Source organism: Enterococcus raffinosus (assembly GCF_019175485.1).
GTDB classification, from domain to species: Bacteria; Bacillota; Bacilli; order Lactobacillales; family Enterococcaceae; genus Enterococcus_A; species Enterococcus_A raffinosus.
In genome coordinates this window covers 709,137-728,195 of the sequence record NZ_CP072888.1, presented here as the reverse complement: position 1 = coordinate 728,195, position 19,059 = coordinate 709,137, and the positions used below count along the sequence as shown (strand labels likewise).

At 38.2% G+C, this 19,059-nt stretch carries 21 protein-coding genes; 3 read left to right on the top strand and 18 right to left on the bottom strand.

Going from position 1 to position 19,059, the window contains the following annotated elements; genetic code table 11:
• Window positions 1-11 precede the first annotated feature (11 nt).
• The 16 genes from J9537_RS03575 to J9537_RS03500 form a co-directional block, all read right to left on the bottom strand.
• Window positions 12-914: a F0F1 ATP synthase subunit gamma gene (locus J9537_RS03575; RefSeq protein WP_010746749.1), complete on the bottom strand. Its 903-nt coding sequence runs from the start codon at window positions 912-914 to the stop codon at window positions 12-14.
• Window positions 915-932: 18 nt separating this feature from the next.
• Complete coding sequence (gene atpA, locus J9537_RS03570) at window positions 933-2,459, bottom strand: F0F1 ATP synthase subunit alpha (RefSeq protein ID WP_218256751.1); 1,527 nt, start codon at window positions 2,457-2,459, stop codon at window positions 933-935.
• Window positions 2,460-2,478: 19 nt separating this feature from the next.
• Window positions 2,479-3,024: an ATP synthase F1 subunit delta gene (gene atpH, locus J9537_RS03565; protein WP_010746751.1), complete on the bottom strand. Its 546-nt coding sequence runs from the start codon at window positions 3,022-3,024 to the stop codon at window positions 2,479-2,481.
• On the bottom strand, window positions 3,014-3,535 hold the full coding sequence (gene atpF, locus J9537_RS03560) for a F0F1 ATP synthase subunit B (RefSeq protein ID WP_010746752.1): 522 nt from the start codon (window positions 3,533-3,535) through the stop codon (window positions 3,014-3,016). Before atpF ends, atpH begins: the two co-directional genes overlap by 11 nt.
• Before the next feature lie 95 nt (window positions 3,536-3,630).
• The gene (gene atpE / locus J9537_RS03555) at window positions 3,631-3,846 is read right to left on the bottom strand and encodes an ATP synthase F0 subunit C (RefSeq protein ID WP_010746753.1); all 216 of its coding nucleotides are present in this window, start codon (window positions 3,844-3,846) and stop codon (window positions 3,631-3,633) included.
• A 35-nt stretch (window positions 3,847-3,881) separates the two neighbouring features.
• Complete coding sequence (atpB, locus tag J9537_RS03550; protein WP_218256750.1) at window positions 3,882-4,595, bottom strand: F0F1 ATP synthase subunit A; 714 nt, start codon at window positions 4,593-4,595, stop codon at window positions 3,882-3,884.
• A gap of 288 nt (window positions 4,596-4,883) precedes the next feature.
• Entirely contained in the window at window positions 4,884-5,348 is a 465-nt protein-coding gene (gene smpB / locus J9537_RS03545) for an SsrA-binding protein SmpB (RefSeq protein WP_010746755.1), read from the bottom strand.
• Between the two features lies 1 nt (window position 5,349).
• On the bottom strand, window positions 5,350-7,722 hold the full coding sequence (gene rnr / locus J9537_RS03540) for a ribonuclease R (RefSeq protein WP_218256749.1): 2,373 nt from the start codon (window positions 7,720-7,722) through the stop codon (window positions 5,350-5,352).
• The gene (locus tag J9537_RS03535) at window positions 7,703-8,467 is read right to left on the bottom strand and encodes an alpha/beta hydrolase (RefSeq protein WP_218256748.1); all 765 of its coding nucleotides are present in this window, start codon (window positions 8,465-8,467) and stop codon (window positions 7,703-7,705) included. Before J9537_RS03535 ends, rnr begins: the two co-directional genes overlap by 20 nt.
• A 203-nt stretch (window positions 8,468-8,670) precedes the next feature.
• Window positions 8,671-8,907, bottom strand: coding sequence for a preprotein translocase subunit SecG (gene secG, locus J9537_RS03530; protein ID WP_010746758.1), 237 nt, complete (start codon window positions 8,905-8,907; stop codon window positions 8,671-8,673).
• A 79-nt stretch (window positions 8,908-8,986) separates the two neighbouring features.
• The gene (locus tag J9537_RS03525; RefSeq protein WP_010746759.1) at window positions 8,987-9,262 is read right to left on the bottom strand and encodes a GNAT family N-acetyltransferase; all 276 of its coding nucleotides are present in this window, start codon (window positions 9,260-9,262) and stop codon (window positions 8,987-8,989) included.
• Between the two features lie 25 nt (window positions 9,263-9,287).
• A complete protein-coding gene (locus J9537_RS03520; RefSeq protein WP_218256747.1) occupies window positions 9,288-9,554 on the bottom strand; it encodes a (4Fe-4S)-binding protein in 267 nt (88 codons plus the stop codon).
• Between the two features lie 62 nt (window positions 9,555-9,616).
• The gene (locus J9537_RS03515) at window positions 9,617-9,955 is read right to left on the bottom strand and encodes a hypothetical protein (protein ID WP_218256746.1); all 339 of its coding nucleotides are present in this window, start codon (window positions 9,953-9,955) and stop codon (window positions 9,617-9,619) included.
• The gene (locus tag J9537_RS03510) at window positions 9,942-10,454 is read right to left on the bottom strand and encodes a gamma carbonic anhydrase family protein (protein WP_218256745.1); all 513 of its coding nucleotides are present in this window, start codon (window positions 10,452-10,454) and stop codon (window positions 9,942-9,944) included. Before J9537_RS03510 ends, J9537_RS03515 begins: the two co-directional genes overlap by 14 nt.
• A gap of 161 nt (window positions 10,455-10,615) precedes the next feature.
• The gene (locus J9537_RS03505; protein WP_010746763.1) at window positions 10,616-12,376 is read right to left on the bottom strand and encodes an ABC transporter ATP-binding protein; all 1,761 of its coding nucleotides are present in this window, start codon (window positions 12,374-12,376) and stop codon (window positions 10,616-10,618) included.
• Window positions 12,373-14,103, bottom strand: a complete 1,731-nt coding sequence (locus J9537_RS03500; protein ID WP_218256744.1) for an ABC transporter ATP-binding protein — start codon at window positions 14,101-14,103, stop codon at window positions 12,373-12,375. The genes J9537_RS03505 and J9537_RS03500 overlap by 4 nt, the downstream gene beginning before the upstream one ends.
• Window positions 14,104-14,450: 347 nt before the next feature.
• Between J9537_RS03500 and J9537_RS03495 the strand changes: the two genes are divergently transcribed.
• The 3 genes from J9537_RS03495 to J9537_RS03485 all read left to right on the top strand — a co-directional run bounded on the left by J9537_RS03495 (window position 14,451) and on the right by J9537_RS03485 (window position 17,095).
• Window positions 14,451-14,663 carry a DNA-directed RNA polymerase subunit epsilon gene (locus J9537_RS03495; protein ID WP_010746765.1) on the top strand — a complete coding sequence of 71 codons (213 nt, stop codon included), beginning with the start codon at window positions 14,451-14,453 and terminating at the stop codon, window positions 14,661-14,663.
• Between the two features lies 1 nt (window position 14,664).
• Complete coding sequence (rnjA, locus tag J9537_RS03490) at window positions 14,665-16,341, top strand: ribonuclease J1 (RefSeq protein WP_218256743.1); 1,677 nt, start codon at window positions 14,665-14,667, stop codon at window positions 16,339-16,341.
• A gap of 244 nt (window positions 16,342-16,585) precedes the next feature.
• Window positions 16,586-17,095: a TetR/AcrR family transcriptional regulator gene (locus J9537_RS03485; RefSeq protein WP_218256742.1), complete on the top strand. Its 510-nt coding sequence runs from the start codon at window positions 16,586-16,588 to the stop codon at window positions 17,093-17,095.
• Window positions 17,096-17,202: 107 nt separating this feature from the next.
• Here J9537_RS03485 and J9537_RS20775 read toward each other — a convergent pair whose 3' ends face one another.
• Both J9537_RS20775 and J9537_RS03475 read right to left on the bottom strand, forming a co-directional pair.
• Entirely contained in the window at window positions 17,203-17,337 is a 135-nt protein-coding gene (locus J9537_RS20775; protein WP_280640434.1) for a hypothetical protein, read from the bottom strand.
• Between the two features lie 67 nt (window positions 17,338-17,404).
• On the bottom strand, window positions 17,405-18,685 hold the full coding sequence (locus tag J9537_RS03475) for an IS91 family transposase (protein WP_218256741.1): 1,281 nt from the start codon (window positions 18,683-18,685) through the stop codon (window positions 17,405-17,407).
• Window positions 18,686-19,059 lie beyond the last annotated feature (374 nt).

Genomic DNA, 19,059 nt, shown 5'->3' with positions numbered 1-19,059 from the left:
CAATCTCGAAATTATTCTAATGCGGAAGCCCCGCCGACAATTTCAGTAATCTCTTGAGTAATCGCCGCTTGACGAGCGCGGTTGTATGAAATCGTTAAATCGCCAATGATCGCGCTGGCGTTATCAGTCGCTGTCTTCATTGCTGTCATTCCGGCCGCATGCTCTGCCGTTTTGGCATCAACGATTGCACCGTAGATCAGACTTTCAGCATATTGTGGAAGTAATTGATCAAGAATGGCTTCTTTTGAAGGTTCGAATAGATACTCTTCCCGATATGTTTGTGCTTCGCTTGGATCTAAGTCAGAAATCGGCAGCATTTTTTCCACTCGGAACTGACTAGATAACGAATTGACATGATGGTTATAGCATACATATAATTCGTCGAAGACTTGATTTTCATACATACTAGTCGTCATCGAAACGATTTTTCGTACTTCATCAAAGCTCGGTTGGTCCGATAAATTGCGTAATTCGTAGGCTAATTTTACACCGCGAGCTTTGAAAAAGTCCGCACCGGTTCCACCAATGGCTAACAAAACATATTCATCAGCAGAATCATGATCATCTTCTAGCATCGTCATGGTTTGTTTTAAAATCGAGCTGTTATAACCACCGACTAATCCACCGTCTGAAGTAATCACGATATAACCAGTTTTCTTGACTGGACGGTTCAACAACATACTGTGATAATTGATGCCGCCTAATTCACGACCAGAATTAGCTAACTCCGTTAATTCACTTGCTGTTAAGTGAGTTAACACTTCACGTACTTTTGACGCGTAAAGCTGAAATTTTGCTGAGTAAGCCTCTGATTTCGTTAATTTAGATGCTGATACCATTTGCATAGCGTTGGTGATTTGACTCGTTTTCTTCGTCGATGCAATCCGTGTTTTGATTTCATTTAAGGATGCCATGTTTTATTCTCACCTCGATTATGCTTTTTCTTGGTTCGCTGCGGAAGCATCAAAAATATCTTTGAATTCTTGGATCGCTCCATCTAGCTTGTCCGCATCTGGCAAATCTTTCGTATCACGAATTGTCGCAAATAAATCTGAATGATTTGTTTCAAGATATTCAAATAATTGTGCTTCAAAATCTAAAATACTATTAACTGGAATACTATCAAGTACGCCATGAGTCAAGGCATATAATATGACCACTTGTTTTTCAACTGGAAGCGGATCATGTAATTTTTGTTTTAGAACTTCAACAGTTCGGCGTCCACGATTTAATTTCGCTTGCGTAGCAGCATCTAAATCTGAACCAAATTGTGTGAAGGCTTCTAATTCACGATAACTGGCTAAGTCCAAACGAAGCGTACCAGCAACTTTTTTCATTGCTTTAATTTGTGCTGAACCACCTACACGTGACACAGATAAACCAGCATCAACAGCTGGCCGAATACCAGCATAGAACAAATCATTTTCTAAGAAAATTTGTCCATCAGTGATTGAAATTACGTTTGTTGGAATATAAGCAGAAATATCTCCAGCCTGTGTTTCAACAAATGGTAAGGCAGTAAGTGATCCTCCGCCTAATTCATCTGAAAGTTTTGCAGCACGTTCTAGCAAACGTGAGTGTAAGTAAAAAACATCCCCTGGATAAGCTTCACGACCTGGCGGACGACGTAATAACAATGAAAGTTCACGATAAGCAACTGCCTGTTTTGATAAATCATCAAATACAACAAGTACATGCTTGCCGTTATACATGAACTCTTCACCCATCGCTGTTCCAGCATAAGGCGCAATAAATAATAGCGGTGCAGGTTGTGACGCACCAGCCGTTACGACAATAGTGTAATCCATAGCACCGAACTTACGAAGTGTCTCCACTTGTGAGCGTACCGTAGATTCTTTTTGACCAATAGCGACGTAGATACAAATCATATCTTGACCTTTTTGGTTAATAATTGTATCAATGGCGATTGAAGTTTTCCCTGTTTTACGGTCTCCAATAACCAGTTCCCGTTGACCACGACCAATTGGAACTAGCGCATCAATGGCTTTTAACCCCGTTTGCATTGGTTCTGAAACTGATTTACGTTGCATAACGCCAGGAGCCATTGCTTCTACAGGACGAGTTTTACTTGTTTCGATTGGGCCCATACCATCAATTGGCTGACCTAATGGATTTACTACCCGCCCAATCATGTTATCACCAACAGGCACTTCCATGATTTTACCGGTACGTTTTACTTTATCTCCTTCACGAATGGACTCAAATTCACCTAGAACGATGATACCGACATCATTGCTTTCTAAGTTTTGTGCCATTCCGTAAGAGCCATTAGAAAACTCTAGAAGCTCTCCACTCATTGCATTTTCTAACCCGTGGGCACGGGCGATTCCATCCCCAACGTAAGTGACTGTTCCGATTTCTTCAACAGACAGCTTATTATCATAATTTTGAATCTGTTCTTTGATTAAAGCACTGATTTCTTCTGCTTTGATGGCCATTCATTTCACCTCTTCTTCTCTACTTTTTACTAAGTGCTGCTCGTAGACCATTTAATTGGCTGGCGAGGCTGCCGTCGATCACTTGATGATCGGCTTCAACAATGACACCGCCGAGAATTGATTCATCAACTATCGGGGTTAACGTGGCCTTCTGGTAGCCAAAAACATCAGCGACTTTCGCTTCAAGTTCGTGTTTCTTTTCTTCAGAGAGCGGCACAGCTGTAGTTACCGTTCCGTGTGCAATTTTGTTTTGTTCATCATAACGACGTTCAAATTCCTCTATCATAAATGGAAGATCATCACTACGATTGTACTCAAAAACAACTAATAAGAAATTCTTGACAATTCCGTCGAAATTACTAGTAAAAGCATTCATGATCGCTTTTTTCTCAGCACCTTCTAAACGAACATCCGTCAATATATTCCCTAAATCTGGGATTTCTTTACAGATTTCCCGAATCGTCAATAACTCTTGATAAACGGCATCGGCGGCTTCATTTTCGATCGCCAATTCAAACAAAGCTTTTCCATATCGTTTACCAACAGTATACTTATCAAGCTTCATGTTTCGTATTACCTAACTTATCCATATAGTCATTAATTAAATCTTGATGGGCATCTTGTGAAAGCTCTTTGCTCAAGATTTTTTCTGCGATTTGTAGAGAAAGTGTTGCCACATCATCTTTAACAGAAGTCAACGCGTTTTCACGTTCATCTTTGATTTCCGCTTGTGCGCGATCTTTTAGACGAGTAACTTCTTCCTTAGTATCTTTGATGATATTTTGGCGGCTTAATTCGCCACTTTCTTTCGCATTTTTGATGATATCTGCCGCATCACTACGGGAACTTGCCAACTGAGCTTCACGTTCTTTTTCCAACTCAGCAGCTTTGATCCGAGATTGTTCGGCAGAATCTAGATCATTGGCGATCTTATCTTCACGTTTTTTTAGAATGTCTTGGACGGCACCCCACGCGAATTTTTTCAATAATGCCATTAGGATTACGAATGCACCCGTAACGGCGATTAAATTACCGAGTGTTGTGTTGACAGCCTCAGCAATAACTAGATTCAGCATACTCGGTCTTCCTTTCTGTTCTTTCTCATTAAAAGAACCGTTAAACGGTTCTTTTGCTCATCTCTGAGATGAGCCGTAACAAAAAACATCAATTATTAACCTTGGAAAACCATCAACATACCTAAAACTACCCCTAGAATTGGCACAGCTTCGATCAAACCAACACCGATAAACATTGTTGAACGAATTTGTCCTGACATTTCTGGTTGACGTGCCATTGATTCAATTGCTTTTGAGATTACTTGTCCATTACCATAACCAGCCCCAATTGCGGCTCCCATGATTGCGATTCCTGCACCGATAAAGTTCATAATAAATTTCCTCCTAAAAGTGTGTTAATTTTTTATTATTCTACCTCGATTTTATGACTGATATAAACCATAGATAGAGTTGTGAAAACAAATGCTTGGATACTTCCGATAAATAATGAGAATGCGATCCAAATCATCTCAAGCGGGATTGCAAATGGCAATGTCCACCATCCTGTACTTGTAACCATGCTTGCGATAAGAGAAAGCAATACCTCACCAGCAAAAATGTTACCGTAAAGACGAAGGCCCAACGTTATTACGTTGGTAAATTCTTCCATCAACTTAATAGGAAATAATCCTGCGGGTGTAAAGAAAGAATTTTTAATGTATCCACCTAAGCCTAATTTTTCTGTGCCTAAGTAATTGGCTAATACCAACACCAGTAAGGCTAATCCCATTGTTACAAACGGGTTTGCAGTGGGACTTTTCCAATAAGTCACGTCGTCACCTGTGACGATTTTTGTGACCAATCCGATTTGGTTCGCTACAAAAATAAATAAGAACAACGTAAATGAGAACAAACTAAAATTTCTGACTTCTTTACGAGGCATGTTGTCGCCAACAATATTCGTTGTAAAATCAATGACCCACTCAATTGCGTTTTGCTTTCCTTTGGGCTTCAATGACAGGTTGCGTGTAAACGCAAAAACAAGGAAGAAGACAATCACACATGTCACAATTATCATTGTCGTCACCGTACCATCGAACCATATGGGACCAATATGGAAAACCCAAGATTTTTCATCCAATTCAGTTCACCTCTCTTCCCAGCGACTCGCGTCAGCTCGTGCCTGCTTAGCGCTGCTCCTCAAAATACTATCGTATGTTACCACCAGAGAAAGAAAATTTCAAAGAATTTTCCTAAAAATTTTCGAATAACTCAAAGATATTTTCTTCGTCGTTATTTTATCTCTGTCTATACGCCTTAAATAGCTGTTCTTGACCGCAATATAGCTAGTATAGATTGTAACCAATCGTATCAAAATCTAATGTGAAGTAAAGTAATTCTCACCAAATATGCGAAAAAGAATATTTTGCTATCGAGAATAATTTTTTAACGTACGACTAATTTGACGATCAACATCTTTACGCTTCAAACTTTCTCTTTTATCGTACTGATGTTTCCCTTTAGCAACGCCAATTAGTACTTTTGCATAGCCATCCTTTAAATAGACTTTTAAGGGAACTAATGTAATTCCAGTATTTTTTACTTCACCCGCCAAACGAGCGATTTGTTTTTTGTGCATCAACAATTTACGTGTTCGAACAGGGTCATGATTAAAAATATTTCCTTGCTCATAAGGGCTGATATGCACATTGTATAAGAAAGCCTCGCCATTTCTAATCCGAGCAAAACCATCCTTTAAGTTGATTCGGCTATTTCGGATTGATTTGATTTCTGTTCCCTGCAAAACAATTCCTGCTTCAATCGTATCGATGATCGTATAATCATGACGAGCTTTTTTATTTTGTGCCACTAGCTTGCCTTCGCCTTTTGGCATACTACCCCTTCTTTCTTCCAGACTTTTTCTTCTTAGCTACTGATTTATAAAAAGGCTTCTTACCCTTTTTCTTTTTCTTATCTTTACCGCTTTTTGTTCGGTCAACATTTTTCCCATAATATTTATCGGACTTCTTGTTGTTTTTTCTTCCACCTGTCGACTGACGTCTTTGACGACTTCCCCCTTTAGGAACCTCCAACGAAGGAATTTCTTCCGCTTCTAGCAGCTCAAAATCAATTTCTCGTGTCTCAGGATCTGATTTAACTACTTTGATCCGGACTTTTTGACCAATCTTAAAGGTTTGGCGTGTCCTTTCTCCCACTAATGCTAATTGATTTTCAACGAAGTGGAAATAATCTTGTTTCAACTCATTTACATGGATCATTCCTTCTACTGTATTTGGTAATTCTATAAAAATACCAAACTTTGTTACTGAACTGATAATACCGTCAAACTCCTCACCAATTTTATCAGCCATATATTCTGCCTTCTTCATACTATCGACTTCACGTTCTGCTTCCACAGAACGACGTTCCATTTTTGAACTATGGTCCGCAATTTCAGGCAATGCCTCTGCCCATTTCTCTTTCGTTTCATCACTTTGATCTTGGCTGTAGGTCCGAATCAAACGATGAACAATCAAATCAGGGTAACGTCGAATCGGTGACGTAAAATGCGTATAGTATTCAGCTGCTAATCCATAATGACCATAATTGTCTTCAGAATAACGAGCTTGCTGCATGCTGCGTAATAGCATTGTATTAATCACTGCTGCTTCTGGTTTCGTTCCTACCTCTTCTATCACTTTCTGCAAATCTTTTGGCGTAATTGTGTTCTTTGTACCTTTTACTAAGATACCTAACGCAGCCGCAAAATCGAAGAATCGCTGCATCTTTTCTTCTTTAGGCTGCTCGTGAATTCGATAAATGAATGGTAGTTTTTGACGATTAAAATGTTCTGCCACGGTTTCGTTTGCCGCTAACATGAAGGATTCAATTAATCGTTCACCAACACCTCGTTCACGCAATTCAATATCCATTGGATGACCTTCAGAATCTACTAAAATTTTTGCTTCTCGGTCCTCAAAGTTAATTGCTCCACGATGGTTTCGATGTACTTCCAAAATTTGATGAAGTTCTTTCATCAAACGAAACATTGGTACTAAATCATGATACCTCTCGATTGATTCGGAATCCTCTTCCTCCAAAATAGCATTGACTGCCGAATAAGTCATTCGTTCGCTTGTTTGAATGACACTTTGAAAAATTTCATGACTTAAGATTTTTCCAGTAGAATCAATCTCCATTTCACAGCTCATTGTTAAGCGAGGTACTTGTGGATTTAAAGAACAAATTCCATTAGATAATCGTTGAGGGATCATTGGAATGACACGATCAGTCAAATAGAAACTCGTTCCACGTTCAAAGGCTTCCTTATCCAAAATACTATTTTCAGTTACGTAATATGAAACGTCGGCGATATGAACACCTAAAAAATAATTTCCATTATCTAATTTTCGTACAGTCACTGCATCATCTAAATCCTTAGCACCTGCACCATCAATCGTAACAATTTGTTGGTCACGTAAATCACGGCGACCAACTAGATCTGAATCCATGACTTTATCAGGTATTTGTTCAGATGCAGTCTGTACTTCCTCTGGAAATTGAGTAGGAATACCTTGAGCAATAACAATTGATAGTATATCCATCCCAGGATCATTTTTGTGTCCGATAACCTTAGTAATCAAGCCTTCTAAACTAGTAGCGTACCCCTTTTCTGGATAATGGGTAATTTCAACGATAACGATACTTCCATCTACAGGTTGAATTCCTTCTGCTGCAATAAAAACTTTAAATTGTGCACTTTTTTTATCTTTTGGTGTTACGTATCCATACAAATCTGATTCTGCGATTTCGTCTACATCAAAAGCAGTAAACTCCCCAACAATTTGTTGAATCTTTCTTTCTTTAATAGAAACAACTTGTCCTTCTGCTCCGCGATCGGAAAAAAGGTCCGCTGTCTTTTGAATATCAATCATGACGATGTCACCATCCATCGCGAAGTTCGTCGCGTCTTTCGGAATGAAAACATCTGGTTCTTCAGGATCAATTGTTACAAATCCAAATCCTCTTTCATTACGGCGGAAAATGCCTTCTACCTCAATTGGTTGAAAAGGTAGCTTGATCCGACCCTTTTTATTAAATTCTACTGTTTTTTCTCGCTCCATTTGTGCAATCGTTTTAACCAATAATTTATAATCGACACTTTTACGCATGTCTAGAACTTCTGCCAACTCTTCCATAGAAAGGCTTTTTTTATTAGCTGCTTTCAATCCAGCTAGTATCTCACTTTTAATTGTTTGTCTCTCCATTATCTTCACTCCAGCCAAGACCTGCCAAAAAATCAGCCACGTCTTGTTCAAATTGTCTTCTCTCAGGCCCTACAGTGATCACATGACCACTATTTGGATACCATTTCAAGGTAAATGTGGTCTGCTTTAGCTGTTCTGCGGTTCGAAAAACACCATCAGCCTCAATCATTTCATCCTGTCCGGACTGAGCCATAAAAAAAGGATGAGTAATGTTTGCTAGATGACTATTCGCATTGCGAGCCTGTTCTTCGATTGCCTCTAATTGTTGTTCCACTAAGGGACGGTAATTTTCAATTACATCTTTTCTAGGCTCTACACCGTTTCTTTTTAACACTTGTTGAGCATAGATTAAAAAGTTTTCTGTTACGTTTGTTTTTACTGGTGAGATAGGCGAACAAAAGAAACCGCCACCGATAAACTTTTCTGGCATCGTGCCCAACAACCGAGTCGCAAAAATCCCACCCATTGAAAGACCAAATACAGCAATTTCCTGATATCCCTTAGATCTTAAAAACTCCACACTCTGTTGGCTATCTTGCCACCAACGACTAGATGCTACTTGCAGAATATCAAGTGGATCTGATGTTCCATGACCGGTATATAGCGGAGCATAAATTGTATAATTCAACTTCTCTAAATAGCGTGTCAACATCCGCACATCATTGGGACTACCAGAATAAGCATGTAAAAGTAGAACCGCTCGTTTCCCGTGAGGTAAAAACAGCGACTCGGGTACTTGAATCATTTTCTTCACTCCTTGTTCATCACTCAATTGAACCTACAATATCGAAATCCTTCGTATGCAGTGATGACTTCTCAGTCATTATCACTGTATATAATTTTCATTAAAATACATTCAATGAAGCACTCTTCTTTGTTCTATCTTAAAGTGTACTTGATTTATTGCAAATACAAAATAAAAAAGACCTCTCAATCGAGAGGCCGGTTTTATTTGCTTGATAAAAACATTAATACGAAGAGCAATATCATCCAGATCGCACCTAAAACGGCGGTCGATCGTTGCATCACGGCTTCGAAGCCGCGAGCTTTTTGCTTTCCGAATAATTGATCCGCGCCACCAGTAAAAGCACTTGCAGCACTATTTTGTTTGCTAGGTTGCATCATAATCGTTATAACAATGATCACTGACAAAACCAAGATAACACCCAAAATAAAATTATACAAAAGATGACCCTCCTTATTCCAAACTACCTCATTTTTACTTTAGCACAATTGAAGTCGTTTGACTAGAGAAGTCCTAAACTTATTTTCTTAAAACATCTGCATATTCTGATTTTTCCTCAAATTCTTTTTTAGCAAACGGGCATAGTGGAATAATCTTTTTCCCTTCATTTCGAGCCTTCTCTACACCTGCAGCAACTAGTTTTTCTGCTAATCCCTGACCACGATATGTCGGATCTACAAATGTATGATCAATAATCATAATTTCTGACCCAGCATTTGACCAAGTCATTTCGCCAGCTTCTTCATTCGCATCATTCAATAAAACAAAGCGTTCTTTTTCTTCTTTAATTTCCATCGTAATTCCCCTTACTCTAATTTACTTACTTTTTAATGACATATTTTAAGGCTCCGCTTGGACAGGTATCCACAACATAGCTGGCATTTTCAACACTGCCATTATCAGGAATAATCCATGGTCTACGCCCTACCTCAAAAATGTCTGGATTGCCTCGTACACAATTTCCTATATGCGCGCAAATATCTTTATTGTAATAAATGTCAATGCCTTCACCATGATATTTGCGGTACCCTTGAGCTAATAATTCTTCTTCATTTACTGGCTCTTGATCAAATTTACTTCCATCCATTTTTATCACTTCCTTTAAGTAAGATTATAATAGGAATCAAGAAAAAATTACACTAAAGCGTCTTATTGGTCCAAGAGCTCAATAAGTGTTTGCAATGCATGATGTGCCTCACCTTGATCTGGAAAAGCTATTACAAAATTTTTTCCGCCCATTGTTGTCACGATCAATTCAAAGACTCCTGCCTGTTGTCTGATCGAGAATGGTTTCAAACTATCCATTGTATAGTAAACATTCCGTGGGGCCTTTGTTAATTCATCCTCTTCTAGTACGTGAAGACCACGATTAGAAAAGATTAGAAAATGCTCTTCTTGATCCTCATAAATGGCTAATTGATTCAATCCATCATCAGGAAACAAGGCTCTTAGTTGCGCTTGCAACAACAAAAAACTAGTCTCCCTCATGATAGGCTTCCTTTGTTCGAACTGGATGAATTTCATTCTTTAAATACGTTTGACCTAATTCATAATAATGTTCAGCATTGGCTCGGTTCTTTTTGATTTCTTCAAAAGTCAATTGACGAATGACACGTGCTGGCGATCCAAAAGCTAGAGAATTTTTAGGAATAATAGTTCCTTCCGTTACTAACGAACCCGCTCCGATCAGACTATTTTCTCCAATTTCAGCATGATTCAGAACAGTTGCGCCCATCCCGACTAACGCCCCCGAGCGTATTGTACAGCCGTGAATAATGCAAGCATGCCCAATCGTTACGTAATCTTCAATAACTGTTGGCGCATCATGATCAACATGAATAATAGTACCATCTTGCACATTGCTCATTTTACCGATTGATATTTTGTTGCTATCCCCGCGTAAAACACTTTGAAACCATACCGTTGAACCCTCATCTAATATCACATCGCCATAAACATCTGCGCTTTGAGCAATAAAATTTGACATTCGATTTCCTCCACTCAACTGTGCTTTTTTCTATGCTTTGATAAACTTCTTTTCTAGACAAGTATAGCATTTATTCACTGTCACTTCCTTAACTGTCAAGTCATAATTGAAAGAAATATTTCTAAAAAAGGACAGCACTGTAGATTGCTGTCCTTAAAAAATTATTCTGCTTCTTCCATAAACTGACTATTGTAAAGTTGCTCATAAAAACCGCCTTGAGCCAATAATTCGTTGTGTGTACCGTGTTCAATAATTTGTCCATCACGCATCACTAAGATATGATCAGCGTCGCGAATAGTGGACAATCTATGAGCAATGACAAAGCTCGTACGGCCTTCCATTACCCGATCCATTGCCTTTTGAATCAACCCTTCCAAACGCGTATCTACTGAACTAGTTGCTTCATCTAAAATTAAAATTTTAGGATCAGAAATAATCGCTCGTGCAATTGTCAACAGCTGCTTTTGACCGAGGGAAACATTATTCCCTTCAGAATTAATTTCCATTTCATAACCGCCTGGCATTGTTCGAATAAAGTGATCGACGTTAGCCGTTTTCGCAGCATCAACAACCTCATAATCTGTCGCCTCTAAGCGGCCAAAGCGGATATTGTCCCCAATTGTCCCTTCATACAACCATGCGTCCTGCAAAACCATGCCGAACAGCGAGCGAACATCCGAGCGATTCATCTCTTGGGTATTCACACCATCAATCAAAATCTTTCCACTATTGATATCATAAAAGCGCATCAATAAATTAATTAATGTCGTTTTTCCAGCACCAGTTGGCCCCACAATTGCTACCGTTTCACCTGCTTTCACTTCAAAGCTTAGATCCTCAATTAACGGTTTCTTTGGATCATAGCTAAATCGAACGTGGTCGAAAACAACATTCCCTTGTACTGGTTCTGGTAATGGCAGATCATGATCATTTAGTTCTTCCTCTGGTTCATCTAAAATCTCAAAAACACGTTTAGCTGAAGCTGAAGCACTTTGAATCATAGAAGATAATTGAGTAATTTCTCCCATTGGCTGACTGACTTGCCAAATGTACTGAATGAATGCTTGAAGTTGTCCGACCAAAATCACCCCATGAATAACGTTCCAGCTACCTAAAATCGCCATTGCAATATAAGTAGCATAAGCTGTCAATTGAACCAAAGGCTGCATTAAACTGGAAACAAACGCTGCCCGAAACCCAAACCGCCGTAGCTTATGGTTTACTTCGCTGAAGCCTGCTAGAGTTTCTTGTTCACGTCCATAAAGCTTCAAGACACTAAAACCTGTCATGTTTTCCTGTACAAAACCATTTAGCTCACCTAAAGAATTTTGCATTCCTTGGAAATCTTTTTGTGACACTTGAACGATTTTTCTCGAAATAATAAGTGACAAAGGAATCATAATCATGGATATAACGGCCATCATAGGATTGATATAAAACATCATTGCAACAGCCAATAAGATTCCTAAAACTGCATTGATTGATTTAATAATCGCTTGTTGCATCGCATTACTTACAGCATCTACATCATTCGTCACACGCGACAAAATATTTCCTTGTTGGTTGCGATCAAAATAAGAAACTGGTAGACGATTAATTTTTGCTTCGATATCTTCACGAAGATCGCGCATAGCCGATTGAACAACATTCGCCATTAACCATCCTGTTCCTAATTGAGTACCACAATAGGCGATACCCACAATAACAATTACGACAAGCCATTTAAAGACGTAATCAAAATTAATTGATTCTCCTTGTGCAATATTTTTACTTACCTCTGTAGTTGGTAAACCAGTCAAATAGGGCATCCATGTTCCTAAAAGTAACGTCCCAATAGCCAACACTAAAACTAAAATAAACGTTTTTTTATATGGATTAATATAATGCATCAAACGTTTTAAAGAAGAAGTATATTTTCTCATGCCAATTCCTCCTTCGATAACTGTGAGGCAGCAATATCGTAATAAATTGGACAGTTTTCCAACAACTCCCGATGTGTGCCAATTCCGACAACATCTCCCTCGTTTAATACGACAATTTTATCCGCATGCATAATTGTTCCAACACGTTGTGCGACAATTAGCACCGCTGATTCGGTAGTTTCCTTTTTTAAACGTGCTCGAAGTTTCGCATCCGTTTGATAATCCAATGCGGAAAAACTATCGTCAAAAATATAAATTTCTGGACGGCGAATTACTGCACGGGCAATCGCTAATCGTTGCTTCTGTCCACCTGAGAAATTACTACCGCCTTCTGCTAACTCTTCCTGATAGCCGTTTGGTTTTTGTGCGATAAAATCTGCGGCTTGAGCAATCTCTGCGGCCTCTTCCATTTCCTCTTGCGTTGCGTCCTTTTTCCCGTAACGCAAGTTGTCTGCAATCGTTCCCGTAAATAATTGTGCTTTTTGTGGAATGTAGCCGATTTTTTCTCTCAAGTCTTTCAAACTATAATTTCGGACATCTTGACCATCGACCAGTACTTGTCCTTCTGTCACATCATAAAAACGCGGAATCAATTGGATCAGTGTCGACTTTCCAGAACCAGTACTACCAATAAATGCAACTGTTTCCCCAGGTTTTGCTGTAAAACTAACATTACGAATCACAGGACTTTCTGAATGACCTGGGTAAGCAAATGTCACGTCTTTAAACTCTAATGAACTTTTTTCCAATGGTTGTACCATTTTTTCTGGATTATCCTTAATCAACGGATCCATATCAAAAATTTCTTGTATCCGTTGTGCAGAAACATTGGCTCGAGGATACATCATGAAGACAGTCGCAAAAAGCATAAATGAAAATAACGCATGAAAAATATATTCAATAAACGCAATTAGCGTTCCAACAGCTAAAGAACCTTGGCTAATTTGTACGGTTCCATTCCAAATGATCAACACCATGACAATATTAAATAGAAAGAAAAATCCTGGCTGAGCTACCGCCATCAAATGAAATAAACTTTTTGAACTATTTGTATACGCATCATTGACTAAGCGAAACCGCATTTCCTCGAATTTTTCGTTAACAAAAGCACGAATTACCCGTAGACCCGAAAGATTTTCCCGAAGAATGCCATTAATATTATCTAAGTTCTTTTGTTGCTTCGTTGATAATGGCTCTGAATATTTTGCAATCAAAATAACCGCTAATAATAGAATAGGCAATGATAACAATACATAAACGCCTAAGCCAGGACTCGTACGCATAATCAAGTACAAACTCATCCCAAACATCATCGGAGTCATAAAGCCTGTAGTCAAAATATTTTGCATAAACAACATGATTTGATAGGCATCGTTGGTTGCTCTTGTAATCAATGATGGGACACCAATTTGTTCATATTCTGAATGGGAGAAAGTTTGGACCTTCTCAAAAAGATCATCACGAATGGCTGCTACCATTCTCGAGGTAATCTGAGAACTAAAGTAGCGTAATGAGATACTCATGATGATGCCGACAACTGTAATCGCAATCATTATGAGCCCCATCTTCTGTACATAAGTAAAATCGTTATTTCCAATCCCCTTGTCAATCATCATCGCTAGAATCGTCGGTAACCCTAACTCAATTAAGATAAATCCGAAAACACTGATGAAATCAAATAATAATAGCTTTTTGTAGCGTAAGGTATACCGCAACATCAACTTCATTTTTCTCGCCTCTTTCTATACCGTAATGACTCCAATATAGCATAAATAAAAGACCTCTGTCTGCTCAGTAATTTGTTTTTTTATATTTGCTTTTTAAACTTTCTGAAATTTTCTAAGGAATACTCATTTCACTTCCTAGTTTCTATACTTCTTATTTATTCTGTGATAAACTACAAGTAATTGTTGTAAGAACGGTGAAATTGTTTTTTCAAGCAGGAAGCAAAGACGAGGCTTCTTCTCAACGCTTTAGTCCCTACTAAAACGTTGAGCATAAAAAAATAGGAGGCAGCCGCCCCTCATTTTGTCGTGGAAAAAATTGCTATTAAGCAAATAAAGGAGATAGATTCATGATTTACAAAGTTTATTATCAAGAAACCAAAGAGCGCAACCCAAAACGTGAACAAACACAATCATTGTACGTGGAAGCTGAAAATGAAGAAATGGTTCACAACTTATTACGTGAAAACACCCCATATAACGTGGAATACATCCAACTTTTAGAAGGCAATCATTTAGAATACGAAAAAGAAAATGCCGACTTTAAGTTAATGGAGTTTTAGCATGAAACTTTCGCTAAAAAACAATGAAACTGGTGTCTTTGCCATTGGTGGATTGGGCGAAATCGGAAAAAATATGTATGGGGTCCAATTCCAAGATGAAATTATTATCATTGATGCTGGAATAAAATTTCCAGAAGATGATTTATTAGGAATTGATTATGTCATTCCCGATTTTAGTTATGTGGTCCAGAACATCAATAAAGTAAAAGCACTTGTCATTACTCATGGTCACGAAGATCATATTGGCGGTGTTCCTTATCTTCTAAAACAAGCCAACATTCCAATTTACGCAGGTGCCTTAGCGCTGGCATTGATTAAAAACAAGCTAGATGAGCACGGGTTATTACGAGATGCAGAATTACACGAAATCGATGAGGATTCAGTGATTCGTTTCCGAAAAACATCGGTAAGTTTTTTCCGCACTACCCATAGTATTCCTGATCCGTTAGGCGTAGTAGTTAAAACACCTTCTGGAAACATTGTGGAAACAGGTGACTTCAAATTTGACTTCACTCCAGTTGGTCAACCAGCTAACTTGCATCGAATGGCCAAACTTGGTGAAGAGGGCGTGTTGTGTTTGCTTTCTGATAGTACCAACGCAGAAGTTCCTACTTTCACTAAATCGGAACAAACAATCGGTCAATCAATCTTACGGATTATGGAAAAAATTGAAGGACGAATTATCTTCGCTACCTTCGCTTCAAATATTTCTCGTCTACAGCAAGCTGCTTCAGCTGCTGTTGCTACTGGACGCAAAATTGCAGTGTTTGGACGCAGTATGGAGAATGCCATTGTCAATGGACAAAAATTAGGCTATATTTCTGTGCCTGATGGTACTTTTGTAGATGCTCATGAAATCAATCATCTACCAGCTAACGAATTGATGATTTTATGTACTGGTTCTCAAGGTGAACCGATGGCCGCCCTTTCACGTATCGCAAATGGTACGCATCGGCAAATACAGATCCAACCAGATGATACTGTAATTTTCTCAAGTTCACCAATACCTGGAAACACAACGAGCGTCAACCATCTAATCAATTTGCTTTCTGAAGCTGGTGCTGAAGTTATTCACGGAAAAGTAAATAATATCCATACTTCTGGACATGGTAGTCAACAAGAACAGAAATTAATGTTGCGTTTAATGAAACCAAAATACTTTGTTCCCATTCATGGTGAATTTCGTATGTTGAAAATCCACACAGGATTGGCTCAAGACACTGGTGTTCCAGAAGAAAATTGCTTTATTATGGAAAATGGCGACATGCTTGCCTTAACAGCGGACAGCGCTCGTCGTGCCGGACACTTTAATGCTAGCGATGTTTATGTTGATGGAAGTGGCATTGGTGATATCGGTAATGTCGTTCTACGTGATCGTCGAATCCTCTCTGAAGAAGGGTTAGTACTAGCTGTTGCCACAGTAGATATTGAGAAAAAAGAAATTTTAGCTGGTCCAGACATTTTATCTCGTGGATTTGTTTACATGAGAGAATCAGGCGAAATGATTAATGAAGGCCAACGAATTTTATTCCATGCCTTACGTGAAGTCTTAAATGAACCTGGATGTACAGAAACAAAATTAAAAAATGCAATGGTCGCTGCGTTGCAACCTTTTCTGTTTGATCAAACAGAACGTCATCCAATGATTCTACCGATGATTATGACTCCTGATAATTAACAAAAACATCTATCTGATAATCAGATAGATGTTTTTTTATTTTCATAGAGATTTTTGAGCATTTGCTCTCATTTCTTAATTTTTCATTTTTTGTGCAAAAAAATTGATTATTTTCCTGAAATTACAAAAAAATCAATTGACAAACAACTAGATTATTTGCACAATGAAAGTTAGTTAGAAAAAGCTAATAACTATCAGCAGTTATTTTAAAATTTCTTGAATTTAAGATAAAGGAAGAGAAACTATGGTTAGAACACAACGCGTGCAACGGAGTCATATCATTGATGGAGCGTATCAATTGATTATCAATGAAGGCTTCAAAAAGTTCCATGCTCGGAATATCGCAAAACATATTGCTTGCTCGACACAACCTATCTATCGTGAGTTTACCAATTTGGCTGAGTTGAAATCCGTTTTGACGAATCGTATTATTGTAAAATATAAAGATTTTATAGAAGATCAAGAACCAAAAACGCTAAAAGCTTTGTCGACAGCCATCATGAACTATGCTACAGATTATCCAGATGAGTTCCATCGTTTTTTTCTACAAGATTCTGACACGATTCAAATGGTTAAACAAGTAACAAAAGAGACTTTTTCCTCTCTTCAACCCAATAGGAGCGATTCTCTCTTTTTTGAATTTTTTTGGCAGTATTGTATCGGAAAAGCAGCATTAGCAACCAATGATGCGAATCATACTGAAGATTTAGAAGAAGATCAATTTTTTCAATACTCCTTAGAGAATTCGCATTAAGTAGGTCCCTTTAATTATCAAATATGCTCGATAACTCAGACAAAAAAGAGTATAAGAAAACCTCAGGAGTAAATCGCTCCTGAGGTCCCTTTGACTAGCCGTTCTCTTTATTTCCGATCACTGATTCTAAATTCGTAGCCAAATGCATTTTTATAATATTCTGGATACATCTCTCCACCACATTTTTCACACTCAAATTGCGGCGCGTTCTCTGGATCATCTCCTACATTTCCTGCATCCAAAAATTGAACCACATCTTTTGGTATTTTTTCTTTTACTCCACAATTAAGACAACTATAATTAATGGTTCTAATGGAGTCGAAGCTTTTTAAAAGCTGCTTCTTTTTCTTTTTCATACTGACGTTTGAACGTTTCTTTCCCAATTTTTTTATTCTCCTCTCGCATGAATCGTTCCGATTCTCTATTCTTCGCATATTTCACTACCAATCGACCATTTTTGGACACACTGACTCCACAGAATTCATAATATTCGCCACATCTGGTACATTCCAATGGATCTATTCCAAATTCTTCGGTTATTCGTTCACGCCAAGTTTTCGGCTTGAACGCTTTTTTGACATTCACTAACATTCTTCGAATTACTTTTTGATAACAACCTAGTATTTTTTTCATGACTGACTTGATTCGACGACTATAAATGCCATATCTACGAATGGTTTTAAACTGATGATCTGGAATGTGACGAATCAGTGCGCCAATAAATTCCTCTGCAGACATTGTTTTTATCTTGTCTGTATTCGTTTTTTTATCATGATATTGAAACATAACCATTGCCCCATCATAAACAAGGATACGATCTAAAGCGATTGGGCCGCGTTTCATATAGCGACTGATATATTCCAATATCTTTTTGAGAGAAGTATGGCTCCTTTTAGGAGCATTGACATAAAATCCCTCCGCATTTTTCATATACGCCGCTTGTAGAAGCGGCTGAACGCGCGCCTTATCCCAGTGGGATAAGGTTTTTCGAATGAGTTTCAATACCGCATTCTGCCAAAACTTTCTTAACATGGGGAACGGAAAATAATCATAGTCCTTCCATTTCCCGTCCTTCGTAATTCCACCCATAGTGACGACCAAATGGACATGGGGATTGAATTCTAGTTGAGAGCCAAAGGTATGGAGCGTTGCCACAATTCCAGCTTGCAAGTGATGTTTTCTAAAAAAATCTAATAAAATTCGTGCAGCTTCATCCATTAATCCCTTTAACAGTTCTTTGCGGTAGTTCTTCATCAGAAAAATCTCTCGCAATCCTTCATCGATCGTGAAGACAACATGACGATGTGTCACGGTAAACAGATCGTTTGCCATCATCTCTGCCCAACGTTGACTTTCACCAGTCGCACACGTTGGGCAGAATTTTCCTTTACAACGAAAAGCAACCATCTTTACGGCATGGCACCCTTCACAGACAAATAAACGATAGCCTTTCCTAAGATCACCACAATCACGAAACTTATTGATTTCCCTCTTTACAACTGGTCGAATTCTTCTTTTCGCTCTTTGATAGAAATTGTTCCAATTTTGATAGTTATCAAAGAAAATAGCGTGTAAAATATTCGGCTTCATGTATTCATTTTAAAGAGAAAAAGACCAAATGAAAAGTGCCCAAAAGATTGATTTCATCAACCTTTGGACACCCATTCATTTTATACTTTCTTTATCTTAAAAATAGCATAAAAATCTAGTTATCCGCATAAAAACTGGACTTATCACACTTTATCAAGGTCAAAACCACTCAATTTACTACTAATTTACTACTTATGAATGAGCTTTGATACGACGATTTATCCTTGAAAAGTGAAGATATAAAGATACTTCCAATAAAATTTGAATATTTAATAGGTAGACACTTCAAAAAATGAGGTGTCTATTTTTTTACCCGATTTTGAAAGGAAGTGAACTTATGAAAACAAAAAATCAAGAATCAAAAGGTCGTTCCC